18 protein-coding genes are annotated in these 19,077 nt (G+C 68.0%); all 18 read right to left on the bottom strand.

The annotated features are described in order from the left end of the window. Positions 1–975 (bottom strand): F0F1 ATP synthase subunit gamma, encoded by a 975-nt coding sequence (locus tag ACY48E_RS02460; protein ID WP_462870469.1) that lies wholly within the window; start codon positions 973–975, stop codon positions 1–3. 36 nt (positions 976–1,011) lie between these two features. Continuing rightward, a complete protein-coding gene (gene atpA / locus ACY48E_RS02455; RefSeq protein WP_462870468.1) occupies positions 1,012–2,658 on the bottom strand; it encodes a F0F1 ATP synthase subunit alpha in 1,647 nt (548 codons plus the stop codon). A 96-nt stretch (positions 2,659–2,754) separates the two neighbouring features. Then, complete coding sequence (locus tag ACY48E_RS02450) at positions 2,755–3,573, bottom strand: F0F1 ATP synthase subunit delta (protein ID WP_462870467.1); 819 nt, start codon at positions 3,571–3,573, stop codon at positions 2,755–2,757. A gap of 5 nt (positions 3,574–3,578) precedes the next feature. Next, on the bottom strand, positions 3,579–4,154 hold the full coding sequence (locus tag ACY48E_RS02445; RefSeq protein ID WP_462870466.1) for a F0F1 ATP synthase subunit B: 576 nt from the start codon (positions 4,152–4,154) through the stop codon (positions 3,579–3,581). A 7-nt stretch (positions 4,155–4,161) separates the two neighbouring features. After that, positions 4,162–4,410 (bottom strand): ATP synthase F0 subunit C, encoded by a 249-nt coding sequence (locus ACY48E_RS02440; RefSeq protein WP_462870465.1) that lies wholly within the window; start codon positions 4,408–4,410, stop codon positions 4,162–4,164. Positions 4,411–4,485: 75 nt separating this feature from the next. After that, entirely contained in the window at positions 4,486–5,313 is an 828-nt protein-coding gene (gene atpB, locus ACY48E_RS02435) for a F0F1 ATP synthase subunit A (protein ID WP_462870464.1), read from the bottom strand. A 374-nt stretch (positions 5,314–5,687) separates the two neighbouring features. Next, complete coding sequence (locus tag ACY48E_RS02430; protein WP_462870463.1) at positions 5,688–6,140, bottom strand: hypothetical protein; 453 nt, start codon at positions 6,138–6,140, stop codon at positions 5,688–5,690. 11 nt (positions 6,141–6,151) lie between these two features. Beyond that, entirely contained in the window at positions 6,152–7,234 is a 1,083-nt protein-coding gene (locus ACY48E_RS02425; protein WP_462870505.1) for a glycosyltransferase family 4 protein, read from the bottom strand. A gap of 151 nt (positions 7,235–7,385) precedes the next feature. Then, positions 7,386–8,042, bottom strand: a complete 657-nt coding sequence (locus ACY48E_RS02420; protein ID WP_462870462.1) for an L-threonylcarbamoyladenylate synthase — start codon at positions 8,040–8,042, stop codon at positions 7,386–7,388. 32 nt (positions 8,043–8,074) lie between these two features. Further along, complete coding sequence (gene prmC, locus ACY48E_RS02415; protein ID WP_462870461.1) at positions 8,075–8,944, bottom strand: peptide chain release factor N(5)-glutamine methyltransferase; 870 nt, start codon at positions 8,942–8,944, stop codon at positions 8,075–8,077. Next, a complete protein-coding gene (gene prfA, locus ACY48E_RS02410; protein WP_462870460.1) occupies positions 8,941–10,017 on the bottom strand; it encodes a peptide chain release factor 1 in 1,077 nt (358 codons plus the stop codon). Before prfA ends, prmC begins: the two co-directional genes overlap by 4 nt. Positions 10,018–10,101: 84 nt before the next feature. Next, on the bottom strand, positions 10,102–10,332 hold the full coding sequence (rpmE, locus tag ACY48E_RS02405) for a 50S ribosomal protein L31 (protein ID WP_462870459.1): 231 nt from the start codon (positions 10,330–10,332) through the stop codon (positions 10,102–10,104). A 141-nt stretch (positions 10,333–10,473) separates the two neighbouring features. Beyond that, entirely contained in the window at positions 10,474–12,321 is a 1,848-nt protein-coding gene (gene rho / locus ACY48E_RS02400) for a transcription termination factor Rho (protein WP_462870458.1), read from the bottom strand. 293 nt (positions 12,322–12,614) lie between these two features. Then, positions 12,615–13,547 carry a homoserine kinase gene (gene thrB, locus ACY48E_RS02395; protein WP_462870457.1) on the bottom strand — a complete coding sequence of 311 codons (933 nt, stop codon included), beginning with the start codon at positions 13,545–13,547 and terminating at the stop codon, positions 12,615–12,617. A gap of 8 nt (positions 13,548–13,555) precedes the next feature. Then, positions 13,556–14,632, bottom strand: a complete 1,077-nt coding sequence (gene thrC, locus ACY48E_RS02390; RefSeq protein WP_462870456.1) for a threonine synthase — start codon at positions 14,630–14,632, stop codon at positions 13,556–13,558. Then, positions 14,629–15,966, bottom strand: coding sequence for a homoserine dehydrogenase (locus ACY48E_RS02385; protein WP_462870455.1), 1,338 nt, complete (start codon positions 15,964–15,966; stop codon positions 14,629–14,631). Before ACY48E_RS02385 ends, thrC begins: the two co-directional genes overlap by 4 nt. Next, a complete protein-coding gene (lysA, locus tag ACY48E_RS02380; protein ID WP_462870454.1) occupies positions 15,963–17,321 on the bottom strand; it encodes a diaminopimelate decarboxylase in 1,359 nt (452 codons plus the stop codon). Before lysA ends, ACY48E_RS02385 begins: the two co-directional genes overlap by 4 nt. Further along, positions 17,318–18,970 carry an arginine--tRNA ligase gene (gene argS / locus ACY48E_RS02375; protein ID WP_462870453.1) on the bottom strand — a complete coding sequence of 551 codons (1,653 nt, stop codon included), beginning with the start codon at positions 18,968–18,970 and terminating at the stop codon, positions 17,318–17,320. The genes lysA and argS overlap by 4 nt, the downstream gene beginning before the upstream one ends. Positions 18,971–19,077: the final 107 nt, after the last annotated feature.

Raw genomic sequence — 19,077 nt, 5'->3', positions numbered from 1 at the left:
TCAGTCTCTTCCTGCGCTTCCGGCGAGCGCATCCACGCCGCCGACGATCTCGCTGATTTCCTGGGTGATCTGAGCCTGGCGCGCCTGGTTGGCCTGGCGCGAGAGTGCGTTGACCAGGTCGGTGGCGTTGTCGGTGGCGGCCTTCATCGCGGTACGACGGGCGGCCGATTCCGACGCCGCTGCGTCGAGCAGAGCGGCGTAGATTCGCGTGCCGATGTACTTGGGCAGCAGAGCCGCGAGCAGCGTCTGGGCCTCCGGCTCGAACTCGTACTGCGCGGTGACCTGGCTCGACGACGGGGCGTCGGACATGAAGTCCTCGCCGAGGGTGATCTCCTCGGTGGTCACCTCGACCTCGAGCGGTGCCATCCGCTTGACGGTCGGCTTGAGGCTGAGCATGGAGACGAACGTGGTGAACACGATGTGCAGTTCGTCGACGCCCTCGACCGTTCCCTCGCCGTTCACTGCCGGTATGGACGTGCCGGACCCGGCCATGAAGAGCTCGACCAGATGCTCGGCTGCCTTGGCGGCATCGGCGTAGGTGGGCTGCTGCGAGAAACCGGTCCACGCGCCCTTCACGTCGCGATCGCGGAAGGTGTAGTACGTCAGGCCCTTTCGGCCGAGGACGTAGATCACCGGTTCCTTGCCCTCGGATCGCAGCAACTGCTGCAGTTCCTCGGCCTCACGCAGAATGTTCGAGTTGTAGCCACCACACTGCCCCGAGTCACTGGTGACCACGAGGATCGCTGCGCGCTTGGGCTCGGGCCGCTCCACCAGGAGCGGATGGTCGAGCGAACCCGAGGCGCTGGCCAGAGCCGAGAGCACCTTCGTGATCTCGGTGGCGTACGGCTTGGACGCCGCCACGCGCGCCTGGGCCTTGGTGATCCGCGAGGTGGCGATCAGCTCCTGCGCCTTGGTGATCTTCTTGATCGAGTTGGTCGATCGGATCCGAGAACGCAACTCACGAATGCTGGGCATGGCTCACCCCTCTCCCTGCCGTCGTCGTCCGCGCCATCACTTGCTGACAGACTTGCGCGTGACCTGGATCGACTCGTGGCCGACCTCGCTGGGATCGAGGGTGTCCGCCTCGGCCTCGTTGACGATGCGCTCACCACTCGAGGTCAGGAAGCCCTTCTTGAACTCGTCGGTCGCGTTCTCGATGGCCGTGGCCGCGTCACCGGCGAGAGCCTTGGCTCCGGCGGCGATCTCGGTGTAGGCGGCGGCCGCATTGCGGTGCAGGTCCTCGAGGAGTTCGGTGTTGAACCGGCGCACGTCCTCGACGGGAACGGTGTCGTAGTAACCCTTGTCGACGAGGTAGATCGAGACGATCTGATCCTCGACCGACACCGGTGCGTACTGGTCCTGCTTGAGCAGCTCCACCCAGCGGGCACCACGCTCGAGCTGGGCCTTCGAGGCCGCGTCGAGGTCTGAGGCGAAGGCCGAGAAGGCCTCGAGCTCACGGAACTGCGCCATCTCCAGGCGCAGCGAGCCGGCGACCTTCTTCAGACCCTTGGTCTGGGCAGCGCCACCGACGCGCGAGACCGAGGTACCGACGTTGATCGCGGGGCGGACACCCTTGTTGAACAGGTCCGACTCGAGGAACACCTGACCGTCGGTGATGGAGATGACGTTGGTGGGGATGAAGGCCGAAATGTCGTTGGCCTTCGTCTCGATGATCGGCAGGCCCGTCATCGAGCCGCCGCCGAGCTCGTCGGAGAGCTTCGCGCAGCGCTCGAGCAGACGCGAGTGCAGGTAGAACACGTCGCCGGGGTACGCCTCGCGGCCCGGCGGGCGGCGCAGCAGAAGCGAGATGGTGCGGTAGGCCTCGGCCTGCTTGGTGAGGTCGTCGAACACCACGAGAACGTGCTTGCCCTGGTACATCCAGTGCTGGCCGAGGGCCGAGCCGGTGTACGGCGCCAGCCACTTGAATCCGGCGGAGTCCGAAGCCGGGGCGGCGACGATGGTGGTGTACTCCATGGCGCCGTGCTCGTCGAGAGCGGTCTTCACGCCCGCGATCGTCGAGCCCTTCTGCCCGATCGCGACGTAGATGCAGCGCACCTGCTTGGTGGGATCGCCGGTCTCCCAGTTCGCCTTCTGGTTGATGATCGCGTCGACGCAGACGGCGGTCTTGCCGGTCTTGCGGTCGCCGATGATCAGCTGACGCTGGCCGCGGCCGATGGCGGTGAGGGCATCGATGGCGGTGATGCCGGTGGCGAGGGGCTCCTCGACGGGCTGACGCTCGAGCACCGAGGCTGCCTGCAGTTCGAGAACGCGCTGCTCCTCGGCCTCGATGTCACCGAGACCGTCGATCGGACGCCCGAGGGGGTCGATGACGCGGCCGAGGAACTTGTCGCCGACGGGCACCGAGAGAACCTCGCCGGTGCGCTTGACCTCCTGCCCCTCCTCGATGGTCTCGTAGTCACCGAGGATGACGGCGCCGATCTCACGGGCGTCCAGGTTCAGGGCCACGCCGAGAACGCCACCGGGGAACTCGAGGAGCTCATTGGACATCGCGGAGGGGATACCCGTGACGTGGGCGATCCCGTCACTGGTGTCGGACACCAGGCCGACCTCTTCACGAGAGGACTCCGGTGCGTAGTTCGCGGTGTAGCTCTCGATTGCGCTACGGATCTCGTCGGAGGAGATCGTCAACTCCGCCATGTTTTCCTGCTCTCACTGTCTGTGGCCACGGCCGGCGTCGACCGAAGCTCGGGGTGGGAGCACCGGGTCCGTCGCGAACCGCGGTGCGAGTTGGTTCTACTTCAGGGACTTCCTCAGCGACGCCAGGCGCCCGGCCCCACTGCCGTCGATGACCTCGTCGCCCACTCGAACGACGAGCCCGCTCAGCAGGTCCGGCTCGATCTCCACCTGCACGGTGACGGACTTGCCGTACAGCCGCTCGAGGGTGGTGGTCAGACGCTGGACCTGCGCATCGCTCAGAGCGGTGCTGCTGCGCACGTGCGCAACTTCCTTGTTCCGGCGTGCGGCTGCCAGCGTGGACAACTCCGACAGAGCTGCCGACGGCGGTCCGTCGAGTCGCCCGACGGCCTGAACCGCGAGCGCCTCGGTGATGGCGGTGACCTTGCCGTAGAGCAAGGTCGACATCAGCCGACCCGCTGCGGTCCGCGGCTTGCTGCGGTCGGAGAGGGCCTGCTCGAGAGCGGTGTCCCCGGCCACGATGCGGCCGAGGCGGAACAGCTCGTCCTCCACGGTGGCGATCTGACCCTGATCGTCCGCTGCACGCAGCAGGGACTGCCGACCCAGGAGTACGAGCGAATCGGTGAGATCCCGCGACAGCGACCAGTTCTGCGCCACCGCCGTGGTCAGCGCGGTGAGCGCGGGAGCGCCGATCTTCGCGCCGAACAGCCGCTCGGCCAGTGCACGGCGAGCGGCGGGATCGGCCGAGGCGTCTGCCAGGGACGACCGCAGGGAACGCTGATCGTCGAGAACGGAGACGACCGCGAACAGATCCGCAGCCGCCCCGGCCGCCGCCGAGGTGCTGTCCGCTGCGGCGTCCAGTGCCCCGTTCAGAGCGGAGGTCGCCTCGGCGAGAGCCTCACGACTCGCTGCGTACATGGTGCTCACTTTCCGGTTGCGGAACTGGCGCCGGCAGAGTTGGCGCTCACACTGTCGAGCTCGTCGAGGAAGCGGTCGATGGTGCCCGCCCGCTTGACGTCGTCGGAGAGCTGAGCACCGATGACCTTCTCGGCCAGATCCACGGACGTGCGTCCGAGGTCGGAGCGGAGCTCGGCGACGATCTGCTGACGCTGCGCCGCGAGCTGCTGATGACCTGCTGCGACGATGCGGTCGCTCTCGACCTGTGCGTTGGCCTTCATCTCCGCGAGAATCGCCGCACCCTGGGTGCGGGCGTCCTCGCGAATCTTGGCCGCCTCCTGGCGCGCCTCGGCGAGCTGTGCACGGTACTGCTCGAGAGCCGCCTTGGCTTCGGCCTGAGCCTGCTCGGCCTTGGCGATGCCGCCCTCGATCAACTCGGTGCGCTCGGCGAGCACCTTCTGGAACCTGGGCAGGACGTACTTCCAGAAGAAGAACCCGATGACTGTCACCACGACCGCCGACCACACGATGTCGTAGGTTGCGGGCAGCAGAGGGTTGACCTTCTCCCCTTCCGCTGCAGCGATCACTGCAATGGTTGCCATGGCGGGATCAGGCGAAGACGAAGCCGGCGACGAGGCCGATCAGCGCGAGTGCCTCGGTGAACGCGATGCCGAGGAACATGTTGGTGCGGATCTGGCCGGCGAGCTCGGGCTGACGCGAGATGCCCTCGATGGCCTTGCCGACCACGATGCCCACGCCGATGCCGGGGCCGATGGCGGCGAGACCGTAACCGATGGCGCCGTAACCGGTTCCGGTGACGGTGGAGGTGGTTTCCTGCGCCAGGTAGCTGAGGCTCATTTGTTCTTCCGTTCCCTTTCTGTTGCCCGCAACCGGTCGGCGGCAGGTCAGGATCTAGCAGCTGTGTCGGTGGGTCTAGTGGGCGTCCGCATGCTTGGCGAGGTCGATGTAGACCGCGGTGAGCAGTGCGAACACGTAGGCCTGGAGGAAGACCACCAGGAGTTCGAAGAGTGTGAATCCGAATCCGGCGAGCAGGGAGAAGATACCGAAGCCCTGCAGCGGGAAGTCCGACTCGAAGAAGAAGAACTGCGTCGCGCTGAAGAACAGCACCAGCATGATGTGGCCGGCCAGCATGTTGGCCATCAGTCGCACCGTGAGGGTGAACGGCCGCAGGATGAAGGTCGAGATGAACTCGATCGGGATCAGCAGGAAGTGCATTGCGATCGGCACGTTGGGCACCACGATCGAGGACTTCATGTACTTGGTGAACCCGTATTTCCTGATGCCGACGTAGTTGAAAGTGATGTAGGCGAGCGCCGCCAGCACGATCGGCATGCCGACGCGTGCGTTCGACGAGATGTTCAGGAACGGGATCACGCCGGAGATGTTGAGGAACAACACCGTGAAGAAGATCGTTGCGATCACCGGCAGGTACTTCTTGCCGTCCTCCTTGCCGAGGACCTCGTCGGCGATCTGCTCCTTGACGAACGTCAGGGCGATCTCGCCGAGGTTCTGCAGCCCGCGCGGGACCACCTTGGGGCTGCGCAGCGCGAGGGCGAAGAACGCGATGAGGATGAGCGACATCAGGATGCGGACCAGCATCAACCGATCGAGCTCGAAGGGGGTGCCCTCGAAGAGCACCGCCGGGGGAAAGAAGTCGGACAGCGACGGCGGACTGAACTCCGCGGCCAAGGTGGTGACGCTCAGCGGTCTCTCCCGTGTTCGGCCGCGAGCGACGAGCACCCGCGGTTCGATCGGACATGTGGTCGAGCAGTTACGAACAAGTACTGACGTGCAATGGCGATTGGCAAGTCGACTGGGCCGGCTCGAGTAATCGTCAGTCGCGTCAGGCCTCGTACTCGCCCAGCGTCTGTCGGGTGTCGGCGACTGTCGTCGACTCGGCGATCGTATCGAGACCGACCGCGTTGTGACCACACTCTCATATGGAACGCACAACTCGAAACCGTCTCGGTGACCACGATCACCGGTGCGGACCACTCGGGCGTAACGACGTGCGTCACATCCGGGCGACCCAGCACTCGCGGGAACAGTAGCAACACGCTGTCACCAGCTGCGCTGCGGGTGCTCCCGCGAAAGACTACTACACCGCGTCGTATCTATTTCCCGTCGGGTTCGCGGCCCCGGGTCGGCGGATCGACGTAGGGGATGCGCTGGGCGAACACCCCGTACGTCTCGGCGCCGAGCACGATGATCAGAGCCGCGATCACCACGGCCCCGAGCACACCGCGGTTGTAGAAATCCATTCCCCGCAGCACGCCGAGCACGATCACCGCGATCAGCATCTTCCCCAACCATCCGCCGAGCAGCACCGCCCCCACACCCGACGGCGACATCTTCGCCGACGCCAGCACCGAGACGGCCGTGGCGAGGATGAACAGCCCGCCGACTGCGGACCCGATCAGCGCGCCCCACAGCCCGCGGCTGCCGTCGACCAGCAGACCCACCACCGCGGAACCGACTGCCAACGCGACGAGGGCGATCGCGCCGTAGCGGACGGCCCGCTGCAACGGCGCTGTGGGGGCGGGGACCGGTGCCGGGGAGAAGCTCACGGGCACGAAGGCTACCGCTGACGGCGGAGGGTGGGTACGGCCGTGGCCAGAAGGGCCACGATCAACCCGCCCGCGAACAGCAGCACCACCAGTCTGCGGTCGATCAGCGCCGCGCCGACGGCGCCGAGGGCGAGCACCGTGACCCACAGGTAGATCAGCAGGACCACGCGGCGATGCGAGTGCCCGATCTGCAGGAGTCGGTGATGCAGATGCATCTTGTCTGGGCTGAACGGCGAACGACCCGCACGGGTACGACGCACGATGGCCAACAGCAGATCGAGGATCGGGATGAACATCACCGCGCCGGCGATCAGCAGCGGCGTGAGCAGACCGACCAGGTCGCGCGTGCCGTAGGCCTGCAGCCCGATCCGTCCCGATGCGCTGGTGGAGATGGCGGCGAGCATCAGACCGATCACCATCGATCCCGAATCGCCCATGAAGATACGGGCGGGCTGGAAGTTGTGCGGCAGGAATCCCAGGCACGCGCCTGCCAGCGCGGCGGCGAGCATCGCCGGCGGGTACGCACTGACGTCGCCACCCTGATCGCGCAGCAGCCCGATCGAGAACAGGCAGATGGCAACGGCCGCGATGAAGCCCACGCCCGCGGCCAACCCGTCGAGACCGTCGATGAAGTTCATCGCGTTGACCAGCACCACGGCGATCACCACGGTCACCAACCCGGATTGCAGCTGATCGAGGATCACCGTCGTGCCGCCGCCGAACGGGATGTACAGCAGGAACCAGCTCACTCCCATCAGCACCAGCACACCGGCGGCCGTCACCTGACCGACGAACTTGGTGAGCGCGTCCAGACCCCACCGATCGTCGAGGACACCGACGAGCATGATCACCAATCCCGAGACCAGGGCAGCGGGGACGTCGGTGGTGAACTCGAAACCGCGGGTGAGGGCCGGCAGCTGCTGCGCGAACATCAGCGCAACGAGGAAACCCAGGTAGATCCCCACACCACCGAGCCTCGGTGTGGGAGCGACGTGCACATCACGATCGCGCGGAACGGCCACCGCACCGAACTTGACGGCCACCACCCGCACCGCACCCGTCGCGAGGAACGTCACAACGGCAGCGGTGAGCATCACGAGCAGAAGCTCACGCAGGGGAACGCCTGCACCTCGACCACCGGCCTGCGCCAGGATCGCGGTGGTGTGGGCGTAGGTCACACCGTCAGACGCTACCGCCCGAGCACTCCACGACGGCAACGGACGTTGCCGTGGGCAGCGACGGCGATCAGCGGCGCACCAGCTGATCGGGGGCCACCGAGAGCACCTCGGCCACGTCCGCGGTCGACACGGCGCCCTCGCGCAGGATGCGCGGCGAATCTCCGGTGAGGTCGACGATGGTCGACGCCACCGCGTGCTCGGCCCGCCCGCCGTCGAGGTACGTGGCCACCGAACCGCCGAGCTGGTCCTTGGCCTCGGAGACGGTGACCGCGGGCGGGTGCCCCGAAATGTTGGCCGACGACACCGCGAGCGGCCCGACCTGCGTCAGCAGATCCAGCGCGACAGGGTGCAGCGGCATGCGCAGCATCACCGTCCCGCGCGCGTCCCCGAGATCCCACGACAGGGACGGCGCCTGGTGCACCACCAGGCTCAACGCACCCGGCCAGAACGCCCGAATGAGCTCGCGCGCCTCCTCGCGCACTCCCAGGACGAGACCGTCGATGGTGTGCCAGGAGCCCACCAGGACCGGAACCGGCATGTCGCGGCCGCGGCCCTTCGCACGGAGAAGATCGGTCACGGCCGAGCTGTCGAACGCATCGGCCGCGATCCCGTAGACGGTATCGGTCGGCATCACCACGAGCCGGCCGGACTTGAGCGCGCGCGTCGCAGCGGACAGACCCTCGGTGCGGGAGACGGGATCGGAGCAGTCGTAGACGGTTGCCACGAGCTCCATCTTGGCACGGGCAGCGCACGGATCTATCGACGCGCGGCCACCACGACGCGAGGGCGATCGGCGAGGTCGCGCTGCTGCGCCACCTCACCGAAGGCGGCGCGGGCCGAGAACAGCTCGGCCACCTGCGCGCCGTGCGAGTCGTCGTGTTCGACGGCCACCACCGCACCGCGACGCAGCCACCGGGCGATGTTGGCCACCATGGGTCTGATCACCGAGAGCCCGTCCTGCCCGCCGAACAGCGCGATCGCCGGGTCGTGATCGGCCACCTCCGGCTCGAGGTTCGCGCCGAGGGGGACGTACGGCGGGTTGGCCACGATCACGTCGACCGAGCCGTCGAGGTCGGGGAGCAGGTCGGGCGCGGTCACATCGCCGTGGTGCAGACGAATAGGACTGTCTCCCAGCTGCTCCCGCACGGTGGCGTTGCGCCGCGCCCACGCCAGCGCCGACGGGTCCAACTCGACCGCGTGGACCACCGCGTCCGGACGGGCGTGGGCTATCGCCAGGGCCAGGGCCCCGGACCCGGTGCACAGATCCAGGACCACGGGAGCGGGCTCGTCGACCTCGCGCAGCGCAGCCAACGCCCACACCAGGAGCAGTTCGGTCTCGGGACGGGGCACGAAGACCCCCGGCCCCACCTCCACCTCGATCTCCCCGAGTGGCGCCGTTCCGAGTATGTGCTGCAATGGAATTCGCTGCAGACGCCGGTCGACGAAACGTCGGAAGGTCTCGATCACCTCGGGCTCGACGAGCGGCACCAGACCCAGGCGACCGCGAGGAACACCCACCACGTGTGCAGCAAGCATCTCGGCGTCGGTTCGGGCCGAGGCGATGCCCGCCGCCTCGAGGTCGGCGGCCGCGTCGATGATGGCCAGTCGCAGGGGAACTCGGCTCATTCCGCCTGCAGCCGTGCCTGCCGGTCGGCCGCGGCCAGCGCGGCGAGCAGGGCGTCGAGGTCGCCGTCGAGCACCGCGTCGAGATTGTGCGACTTGTAGCCGATCCGGTGATCGGTGATGCGATTCTCGGGGAAGTTGTAGGTGCGAATGCGCTCGGACCGGTCCACGGTGCGCACCTGTACCGCCCGTCCGGCGGCAGCGTCACGCTCGGCGGCCTCCTCGGCGGCGGCCTGCAATCGCGCGGCGAGCACCACCATCGCACGCGCCTTGTTCTGCAGCTGCGACCGCTCGTTCTGGCACGTCACCACGATCCCGCTGGGCAGGTGGGTGATGCGCACCGCCGAGTCGGTGGTGTTCACGCCCTGGCCACCCTTGCCCGACGAACGGTAGACGTCGATTCGCAGGTCGCTCTCGTCGATCTGGACGTCGGCCACCTCGTCGGGCTCGGGGTAGACCAGGATCCCCGCGGCCGAGGTGTGCACCCTGCCCTGCGACTCGGTGACCGGCACCCGCTGAACGCGGTGCACCCCGCCCTCGAACTTCAGGTAGGACCACACTCCGTCGCGATCCTCGCCCGACGACTTGAACGAGATCGTGGCGTCCTTGTACCCACCCAGATCGGATGTGGTGGCATCCAGAATCTCCACGCGCCACCCTCGCCGCTCGGCGTAGCGCACGTACATGCGCGCGAGATCGGCGGCGAAGAGCGCCGATTCCTCGCCACCCTCACCGGACTTGACCTCCATGACGATGTCGTCGCCGTCGTGTGGATCGCGCGGGGCGAGCAGATCGGTGAGTGCGGAATCGAGTTCGGCGACCGTGGCTTCCAGTGCAGGGATCTCGGCCGCGAATCCGGAATCGTCGGCAGCGAGTTCGCGGGCGGCCTCGAGGTCCTCGCGGGCGGCGACCAGCTTGGTGTGCACCGACATGATCGGGGCCAACTGGGCGAACCGCTTACCGACCCGCCTGGCAGCCGCCGGGTCGTTGTGCAGTGCCGGGTCGGCAAGTTCACGTTCTAGGCCCGAGTGCTCGGCCAGGATGTCATCGATGGCGGATGGGCTCTGCCCTGCCATGTGCGTCCCCTCTCTCGGTCGGCCGCCGGAACGAACGACGCCCGCCGCGAGCCGTGCGGCTCGGGGCGGGCGTCGTCGGGAGAGCTAGTTGGCGTCGGACTTGGCGCCGGCGCGCTTGCCGTAGCGAGCCTCGAACCGTGCGACGCGGCCGCCGGTGTCGAGAATCTTCTGCTTGCCCGTGTAGAACGGGTGGCACTGCGAGCACACCTCGACCGTGATCTTCTCGGCGCTGTTGGTGCTGCGGGTCTCGAACGTGGACCCGCAACCACAGACCACCGTGGTGGCCGTGTACTCGGGGTGGATTCCTGCCTTCATGGTGTCCCTTTCATGGTCGCCGGGTCGATCTCGTCCATCGAGATCGTGAACCGGAACCGGACTCGACCAGCGAGTATGCCAGAGTTCGCATCCCTGCTGGTAATCGCCTCAACCGGGCGGCCGCGCGAAATGTTCCCGCTGTCAGTCGTCCATCCCGCCGGGGGCCGTCTTGGAGACCTCCATCAGGAACTCGACGTTGCTCTTGCTCTTCTTGAGGCGGTCGATGAGCAGGTCGATCGCCTGGTGGGAATCCAATCCCGAGAGCACGCGACGCAACTTGTGGATCACGGCAGCCTCGTCGGGCGCGAGCAGCAACTCGTCCTTGCGAGTACCCGACGGGTTGACGTCGACGGCCGGGAACACCCGACGCTCGGCGATCTTGCGGTCGAGTTTGAGTTCGGCGTTGCCGGTTCCCTTGAACTCCTCGAAGATCACGGTGTCACCGGTGGAGCCGGTCTCGACCATCGCGGTGGCGATGATGGTGAGCGACCCGCCGTGCTCGATGTTGCGGGCTGCACCCAGGAACCGCTTGGGCGGGTACAGGGCCGTGGAGTCGACACCACCGGAGAGGATGCGACCCGAGGCGGGCGAGCTGTTGTTGTACGCGCGCCCCAGACGGGTGATCGAGTCCAGCAGCACCACCACGTCGCGGCCGTCCTCGACCAGGCGCTTGGCCCGCTCGATGGCCAGTTCTGCCACCGAGGTGTGATCGGCGGGCGGGCGATCGAAGGTGGAGGCGATGACCTCACCCTTGACCGATCGCTGCATGTCGGTGACCTCTTCGGGTCGCTCGTCCACCAGGACCACCATCAGGTAGCACTCGGGGTTGTTCACGGCGATCGCGTTGGCTATCGCCTGCAGCACGCTCGTCTTGCCGGCCTTGGGCGGGCTGACGATGAGGGCGCGCTGCCCCTTGCCGATGGGCATCACCAGGTCGATCACGCGGGTGGTGAGGATGTTCGGCGTGGTCTCGAGCCGTAGTCGCTGATTCGGATACAGCGGGGTGAGCTTGTTGAACTCCGGCCGCTTCCGCGACGGATCCGGCGCGGCGCCGTTGACGGTGTCCAGACGCACCAGCGGGTTGAACTTCTGCCGCGAGTTGCCCGCCGTCTGCTGATCGCCCTCACGGCCGATCCGAACGGCTCCGGTGACGGCGTCGCCGCGGCGAAGTCCGTTGCGGCGCACCAGGTTCATCGACACGTACACGTCGTTGGGACCGGCGAGGTAGCCGGAGGTCCGAACGAACGCGTAGTTGTCGAGCACATCGAGGATGCCCGCGACGGGCTGCAGCACGTCGTCCTCGCGGATCTCGATCTCACGGTCGTTCCCGGCTCCCCCGCCGTCGCGGTCACGTCCACGGCGACGCTCGCGGAACCGACGACCCCGGCGACCGCGGCCCTCGCCGTCGTCGTCCCGAGCGTCCTCCCGCGGGCCGCCGTTCTGGCCGCCGCCGTTCTGATTGCCGCCGTTCTGATTGCCGGCCTGACCGCCGCCGTTCTGATTGCCGCCGTTCTGGCGGTTGCGCTCGCGTCGGTTGCGGTTACGACGAGGGCCCTCGCCGCCGTCCTCACCGATCTGATCGTCCGCCCGATCCTCGGTCCGCGCGGCGGGCGAGGTCTGCACCGGCGCTGTCTTCTCCGCCGACGCTACGCTCTCGGCAACCGCCGTCTTCTCGGCCGGCGCTGTCTTCTCGGCCGGCGCTGTCTTCTCGGCCGGCGCTGCGTTCTCGGCCGGCGCTGCGTTCTCGGCCGGCGCGGGCTTCTCGACGCGGGCGGGGGCGCTCACCTGACGCGACTCGATTGCGGCGACCAGGTCGCCCTTGCGCATACCGGAGACGCCCTTGATGCCCAACTCCCCGGCCAGGCCACGCAGTTCCGGTAGCACCATGCCGGACAGCCCGGCGCTACGACGTGCAGAAACGCGGGCGCCGCTGGGAGCGTCCGAGCTCTGTTCCGACACCGGGGCGTCGACGAGTTCCGTATTGGTCACGGAGGTCCTTTCCTTCCCTCGCGCGCGTGTGCGCCAAGAGCGAGGGTTCGTTCCGAGACTCGATCCATCTCGAATCCGGTGGGTGTCCGCCACAAGTCGTTCGGCGGCGATCAGGGCCCGTATGGGGCGGAGTTCGCATCAGGGTGTCTCGCGGAATCAAGTGTCTCGAGATCCGAGAAGAGAGGGCCCTGTGAAGACCGCGTGCAGATACACGCTGTTCGGACTGCTTCACAATAGCGCCCGGTGTCATCACGGGCAACAACACCCCGTGGTGAGTCGTCACAAATGGTCGGTCACTCCACCGTGACGCCGGAGGCGACGGGCAGTTCGAGTACCTGCAGGCCCTCGGCCCGCGCGAGGTCGAGAACCTCGGGCTCGATCGGGCCCGTGGTCAGCGCCAACACCGTGGGGCCGGCGCCGGAGACCATCGCCGGGTAACCCTTGGCACGCAGGAGCTGCACCCACCTGGTGGTCACCGGCAACGCTCCCGCTCGATAGTTCTGATGCAGGCGATCCTCGGTGGCGGTCAGCAGCAGTTCGGGGCGCGAGGTCAGCGCCACGACCGCCAGGGCCGCCCGGGAGAGGTTGAACGCGGCGTCCCGGTGCGGAACGATCTCCGGCAGCATGCCTCGGGTGTGCGCGGTGGACGACCGTTCGGTGGGCACCAGCGCGGTCGCGCGAATGGAGGGATGCACCTCGAGGGCCGCGGCTGCATACGCCGGGGGACCCTCGGGTGCGCTGGATTCCTGCACCCAGGACACCACGGCACCACCGAGAACGCTCGCGGACGCGTTGTCCGGGTGTCCTTCGAACTCCGACGCCAACTGGACCAATGTCGCATCACTCAGGACGAACCCGGGATCGAGCTTGCCGGCCAGAGCGTTGGCCGCGGCCAAGCCTCCCACGACGGCCGACGCCGACGACCCGAGCCCGCGTGAGTGCGGAATAGCGTTGCGGCACACAACGACCAACCCATCCGCCCACACGCCGGTGGACTCGAGTCCGCGTTCGATCGCGCGCACCACCAGGTGCGAGGGGCCCCACGGCACGTCGTCGGCACCCTCACCCTCGACGCGAATGTCGAGTCCGGATGCGGCGACGGTCACCTCGATCTCGTCGTAGAGGCCGAGAGCCATTCCGAGGCAGTCGAACCCGGATCCGAGGTTCGCCGTCGACGCGGGCACACGTGCGCGTGCACGCAGGCCCACGGGCAGCGTGGTGGTCATGCTCGCGCTCAGGCGAGTTCGAGCGCGGCAGCCACCGCGACGGGGTCGACGGCGATGGGTTCGACCTCGGGCATGCCGAGCAGCGCGGTGTCGGGGTCCTTGAGACCGTGCCCGGTGACGGTGCACACCACCGTCTGGCCGCGGTCGAGCCACCCCTCCCGGTGCGCGGCGATCAGACCCGCGATGCTGGCCGCCGATGCCGGCTCGACGAAGATCCCCTCGGTGGCGGCGAGGAGCCGGTAGGCCTCGAGCAACTCGTCGTCGGTCGCTGCGCGGAATGCGCCCCCCGACTCGTCCCGAGCCGCGACCGCGCCGTTCCACGATGCGGGAGAGCCGATTCGGATGGCCGTGGCGAGGGTCTCGGGGTTCTTCACCGGCGCGCCGTGCACCAGGGGAGCCGCCCCGGCGGCCTGCACGCCGAGCATGCGCGGGCGCGCCGTGGTGACCCCGTCCGCGTGGTACTCGCTGTAACCGCGCCAGTACGCGGTGATGTTGCCCGCGTTGCCCACCGGGAGAACGTGGACGTCGGGGGCGCGGCCGAGAGCGTCGCACACCTCGAAGGCTGCGGTCTTCTGCCCGTCGATTCGGACGGGGTTCACCGAGTTCACCAGGCCCACGGTCGGGAACTCGGCGGTGGTCTTGCGCGCCAGCTCGAGGCAGTCGTCGAAGTTTCCCTGGACCTGAATGATCTTGGCGCCGTGCATCACTGCCTGCGCGAGCTTGCCCATCGCTATCTTTCCCTGCGGGATCAGCACCGCGCACGTCATACCCGCCTTGGCGGCGTAGGCGGCGGCGGAGGCCGAGGTGTTGCCGGTGGATGCACACAGCACCGCGCGTTGCCCGCGCGCGAGCGCATCGGTGACCGCCATGGTCATTCCGCGGTCCTTGAACGAGCCGGTGGGGTTGAGGCCCTCGACCTTGACGTGCACCTCACAGCCGGTGAGTTCGGACAGCCGTCCCGCGGGCAGCAGCGGCGTCCCGCCCTCACGCAGGGTCACCGGAACCCAGTTCTCACCGATGTTCAGCCGGTCGCGATACGCCGCGATCAGACCGGGCCACGGGGTGTGCACGGCGGTGGTGGTCATGCGGTGGTGCCTTCCAATCGGAGAACGCTGATGACGTCGGTGACCTGGTCGAGCTCGCGCAGTGCCTCGACCGTGGCCGAGAGCGCCGAGTCGTGCGCCTGGTGGGTGACCACCACCAGACGCGCGGTGTCGTGGTGACCCTCCTGACGAACCGTCGAGATGCTCACCCCGAATCGTGCGAATTCCGCTGCGACGGAGGACAGCACACCTGCGCGGTCGGCCACCTGCATGTTCACGTGGTACCGCGTGGGGGTGTCGCCCATCGGCGCGATCGGCAGATCGGCGTAGGTGGATTGGCGCGGCCCGAGACCGCCGAACACCTTGTTGCGTGCGGCCATCACCAGATCACCGAGCACGGCCGACGCCGTCGGCGATCCGCCCGCACCCTGCCCGTAGAACATCAGGCGGCCGGCAGCCCTGGCCTCGACAACCACCGCGTTGAATGCACCCGACACCGACGCCAGCGGATGGCTGCGCGGGACCAGCGCCGGATAGACCCGCACCGAAATACTCTCGCGGCCCTGCGGATCGATCACCCGTTCGCACAGGGCGAGCAGCTTGACCGTGCAGTCCAGGGCACGTGCCGTGGCGAGGTCCTCGGCCGTGATCGAGGTGATGCCCTCACGGTGCACGTCGGAGGCGGTGACCCGGGTGTGGAAGGCCAGCGAGGCCAGGATCGCGGCCTTGGCCGCGGCGTCGTAGCCCTCGACATCTGCGGTCGGGTCCGCCTCGGCGTAGCCCAGACGTCCCGCCTCGGCGAGCGTGTCGGCGTAGTCGGCGCCCGTTTCGTCCATCGCGGAGAGGATGAAGTTCGTTGTGCCGTTGACGATTCCGATCACACGGTCGACCCGGTCACCGGCGAGTGACTGCATGAGGGGACGTACGACGGGAATGGCGCCGGCGACGGCGGCCTCGAAGTACAGGTCGGCGCGATGGCTCTCGGCCGCCACCGCGAGCTCACCGGTGTAGTCCGCCAGCAGCGCCTTGTTGGCCGTCACCACGGACTTGCCCGAGTTCAGCGCGCCGAGGATCAGCTCACGGGCGGTGTCGATACCGCCGATCACCTCGACCACGATGTCGACGTCGTCTCGCGCCACCAGCGCGGCGGCGTCGGTGGTCAGCAGCTCGGCCGGAACCCCACGATCGCCCAGCGAGCGCACCGCGATCCCCCGCAGAACCAGGGGCGCGCCGACGCGCGCCTCCAACTCGGCGGCGTCCTCGCGCAGAATGCGCACCACCTCCGAGCCGACGTTACCCAGCCCGAGCACCGCCACCCCGATCGGTGCGCCTCCACTGCCCTGTCGTGCGCCGATGCTCGCAGCGTCGTTGCTCACAGGTCCACCTCCAAGCTCGTCAGATCGTCGAAAGTTTCGCGCCGCAGCACAACTCGCGATTGCCCGTCCCGCACAGCAACCACGGCCGGGCGGGGAAGAAGGTTGTAGCGGCTGGACATCGAGTAGCAGTAGGCACCGGTCGCGCCGACGGCGAACAGGTCGCCGGGTGAGAGGTCGCCGGGTTGCGCGGTGTCGCGGATGACGATGTCGCCGGACTCGCAGTGCTTTCCGACGATGCGCGTGAGTACCGGATCGGCGACCGAATCCCGCGAGACCAGGTATCCGGTGTACTCGGCGCCGTAGAGGGCGGGGCGAATGTTGTCGCTCATCCCGCCGTCGACGGACACGTAGCGGCGAGTGGTCTCGGCGTCGACCGTCACGTCCTTGACCGTGCCCACCTCGTACAGGGTGATGGCCGCGGGCCCGGCGATGGCGCGGCCGGGCTCGACCGCCAGCGCCGGCACCGGAAGACCCAGCGCGCGCGACTCGGTCTCGACGATCGCGGCCAGCTTGGCAGCGAGGTCGTCCACTCGGGGCGGGTCGTCGCCCGGTACGTAGTGGATGCCCATGCCGCCGCCGAGATCGAGGGTGGCGATCTGCGCGGACCGGTCGACGCCGAACTTGTCGACCACCTCGCGCAGTAGACCGAGCACGCGCTGCGCGGCCACCTCGAAGCCGGTGACGTCGAAGATCTGCGATCCGATGTGGCTGTGCAGGCCCACCAATCGGAGGTTGTCCGTGGCGAAGACGCGCTCGACGGCGGTCAGGGCCGACCCGTCCGAGAGGGCGAACCCGAACTTCTGATCGTCGTGCGCGGTGGCGATGAACTCGTGCGTGTGCGCCTCGACGCCGGGCGTGATCCGCAGCAGAACATTCTGCACCACACCGAGTTCCGCGGCAACGGTGTCGAGCCGATCTATCTCGGCCATCGAGTCGAGCACCACGTGCTCGATGCCGGCGCGTACACCCGCTTCCAGCTCCTCGCGGGACTTGTTGTTGCCGTGCATGGCAATTCGCTCGGCAGGGAACCCCGCACGCAACGCGAGTGCGAGCTCGCCACCGGAGCAGACATCGAGGGACAGACCCTCGTCCGCGACCCACCGGGCGATCTCCCCGCAGAGGAACGCCTTGGACGCGTAGTGCACCCGCTCGGCAGAGCCGAATGCGCGGGCCATGTCGCGGCAGCGAGTGCGAAAGTCGTCCTCGTCGATCACGAAGAGCGGTGTGCCGTACTGGCGAGCGAGGTCGATCACGCTCACCCCGGCCACGCGAAGCACCCCGTCGTCGCCTCGGGATGCGTTGCGCGGGAACACCTCCGCCGACACAGCGGTGGCCGACCGGCGCGCCGGCGTCACATCTGCTCCGGGGCCGAGACGCCCAGCAGTTCGAGCCCGTTGGCCAGCACCTGGCGGGTGGCGTTGCCGAGGGCCAGACGGGCGGTGTGCAGCGGCGTGGGATCCTCGTCGCCCTGCGGCAGCACACGGCACGCGCCGTAGAACCGGTGATAGGCCCCTGCAAGCTCCTCGAGGTACCGCGCAATACGATGCGGCTCACGCAGATCCGCGGCCGAGGCCACGACACGGGGGAATTCGCCGATGGTGCCGATCAGATCGCTCTCCGCGTCCTCGACCAGCAGCGCGTAGTCGGGGTCGGTGTCGAGAACCCCCAATTCCGCGGCACCTCGCGCGAGCGAGCACAGTCGGGCGTGGGCGTACTGGACGTAGTACACCGGGTTGTCGCTGCTCTGACTCGACCACAGGGCGAGGTCGATGTCGATCGACGAGTCCACCGACGAGCGCACCAGGGCGTACCGCGCGGCGTCCACCCCGACAGCGTCGACGAGGTCGTCGAGGCTGATCACGGTGCCGTTACGCTTGCTCATCCTCATCGCGATCCCGTCGCGCACCAGATTGACCATCTGTCCGATCAGCACCTCCACGGTGTTCGGATCGTCGCCGAGGGCGGCGGCAGCGGCCTTGAGCCGCCCGATGTAGCCGTGATGGTCGGCACCGAGCATGTAGATGCACAGGTCGAATCCGCGAGCGCGCTTGTCCTGGAAGTACGCGATGTCCCCGGCGATGTAGGCGGCGTTGCCGTCGCTCTTGACCACCACCCGGTCCTTGTCGTCACCGTAGTCGGTGGTGCGCAGCCACCAGGCACCGTCCTTCTCGTACAGCGAACCGGCCTGCTTCAGCGTCTCGACGGCCTTCTCGACGGCGCCGGACTCGAAGAAGGAGTTCTCGTGGGTGAACACGTCGAAGTCGGTACCGAACTCGTGCAGCCGCTCCTTGATGCGACCGAACATCAGGTCCACACCCAGCTCGCGGAACACCTCCTGGCGCTCGTCGGCGGGCAGGTCGAGAGCGTCCGGGCGGGCAGCGAGCACCGCCGCCGCGATCTCACCGATGTACGCCCCCGCGTACCCGTCCTCGGGGACGTCGTCACCGAGTGCGGACGCCACCAGCGACCGGGCGAACCGGTCGATCTGCGCACCGTGGTCGTTGAAGTAGTACTCGCGGGTGACGGCGGCGCCCCGTGCGGAGAGGATCCGCCCCAGAGCATCGCCGACGGCGGCCCACCGGGTTCCGCCGATGTGCACCGGGCCCGTGGGGTTGGCGGAGACGAACTCGAGATTGACCGAGGTCCCGACCATCACATCGGCCGTGCCGTAGGCAGCGCCCTCGGTGCGGACCCGCTCGACGACGGCGCCGAGTGCGGCCTTCGCCAGGCGCACGTTGAGGAATCCGGGACCGGCGACGGACGCGTCCGCGATCCCGGTACGACCGGTCAGCTCCTCGGCGATCGCTTCCGCGAGCTCGCGCGGGGCGAGACCCACCTTCTTGGCCACCTGCATCGCGACGTTGCTCGCATAGTCGCCGTGCTCGCGGTTGCGAGGACGGTCGACGGTGAGGGTCTCGGGCAGAACGCCGTCGTCGAGCCCACGCGCGGTCAGCACCGAGGCGGCGGTGGCGCGGAGGAGTTCGGCGAGTTCGACGGGAGTCACGACTGCATATCCTATGGTCTGCTGCTTCGCCGCTGTGCCGCGGCTCTGCTCGATCGCCCACCCCCGCTCCGGTCGCTCCCTCGAGCCTTACCGGATCGTTACAGTGT

It is taken from the genome of Rhodococcus sp. AZ1, from assembly GCF_054979605.1.
Note: the sequence above shows the minus strand (reverse complement) of the source record. Positions and strands in the feature narration are given on the sequence as shown.

What these genes read in the sequence shown, in the direction of transcription:
- ACY48E_RS02440 (WP_462870465.1), bottom strand. Translation starts at nt 4,410, where the DNA reads ATGAGCCTCAGCTACCTGGCGCAGGAAACCACCTCCACCGTCACCGGA.
- atpA (WP_462870468.1), bottom strand. Translation starts at nt 2,658, where the DNA reads ATGGCGGAGTTGACGATCTCCTCCGACGAGATCCGTAGCGCAATCGAG.
- thrB (WP_462870457.1), bottom strand. Translation starts at nt 13,547, where the DNA reads ATGACCACCACGCTGCCCGTGGGCCTGCGTGCACGCGCACGTGTGCCC.
- ACY48E_RS02460 (WP_462870469.1), bottom strand. Translation starts at nt 975, where the DNA reads ATGCCCAGCATTCGTGAGTTGCGTTCTCGGATCCGATCGACCAACTCG.
- prfA (WP_462870460.1), bottom strand. Translation starts at nt 10,017, where the DNA reads ATGGCAGGGCAGAGCCCATCCGCCATCGATGACATCCTGGCCGAGCAC.
- ACY48E_RS02450 (WP_462870467.1), bottom strand. Translation starts at nt 3,573, where the DNA reads ATGTACGCAGCGAGTCGTGAGGCTCTCGCCGAGGCGACCTCCGCTCTG.
- ACY48E_RS02445 (WP_462870466.1), bottom strand. Translation starts at nt 4,154, where the DNA reads ATGGCAACCATTGCAGTGATCGCTGCAGCGGAAGGGGAGAAGGTCAAC.
- ACY48E_RS02425 (WP_462870505.1), bottom strand. Translation starts at nt 7,234, where the DNA reads ATGCTCACCGCTGCCGTTGTGACGTTCCTCGCGACGGGTGCGGTGCGG.
- prmC (WP_462870461.1), bottom strand. Translation starts at nt 8,944, where the DNA reads ATGAGCCGAGTTCCCCTGCGACTGGCCATCATCGACGCGGCCGCCGAC.
- thrC (WP_462870456.1), bottom strand. Translation starts at nt 14,632, where the DNA reads ATGACCACCACCGCCGTGCACACCCCGTGGCCCGGTCTGATCGCGGCG.
- rpmE (WP_462870459.1), bottom strand. Translation starts at nt 10,332, where the DNA reads ATGAAGGCAGGAATCCACCCCGAGTACACGGCCACCACGGTGGTCTGT.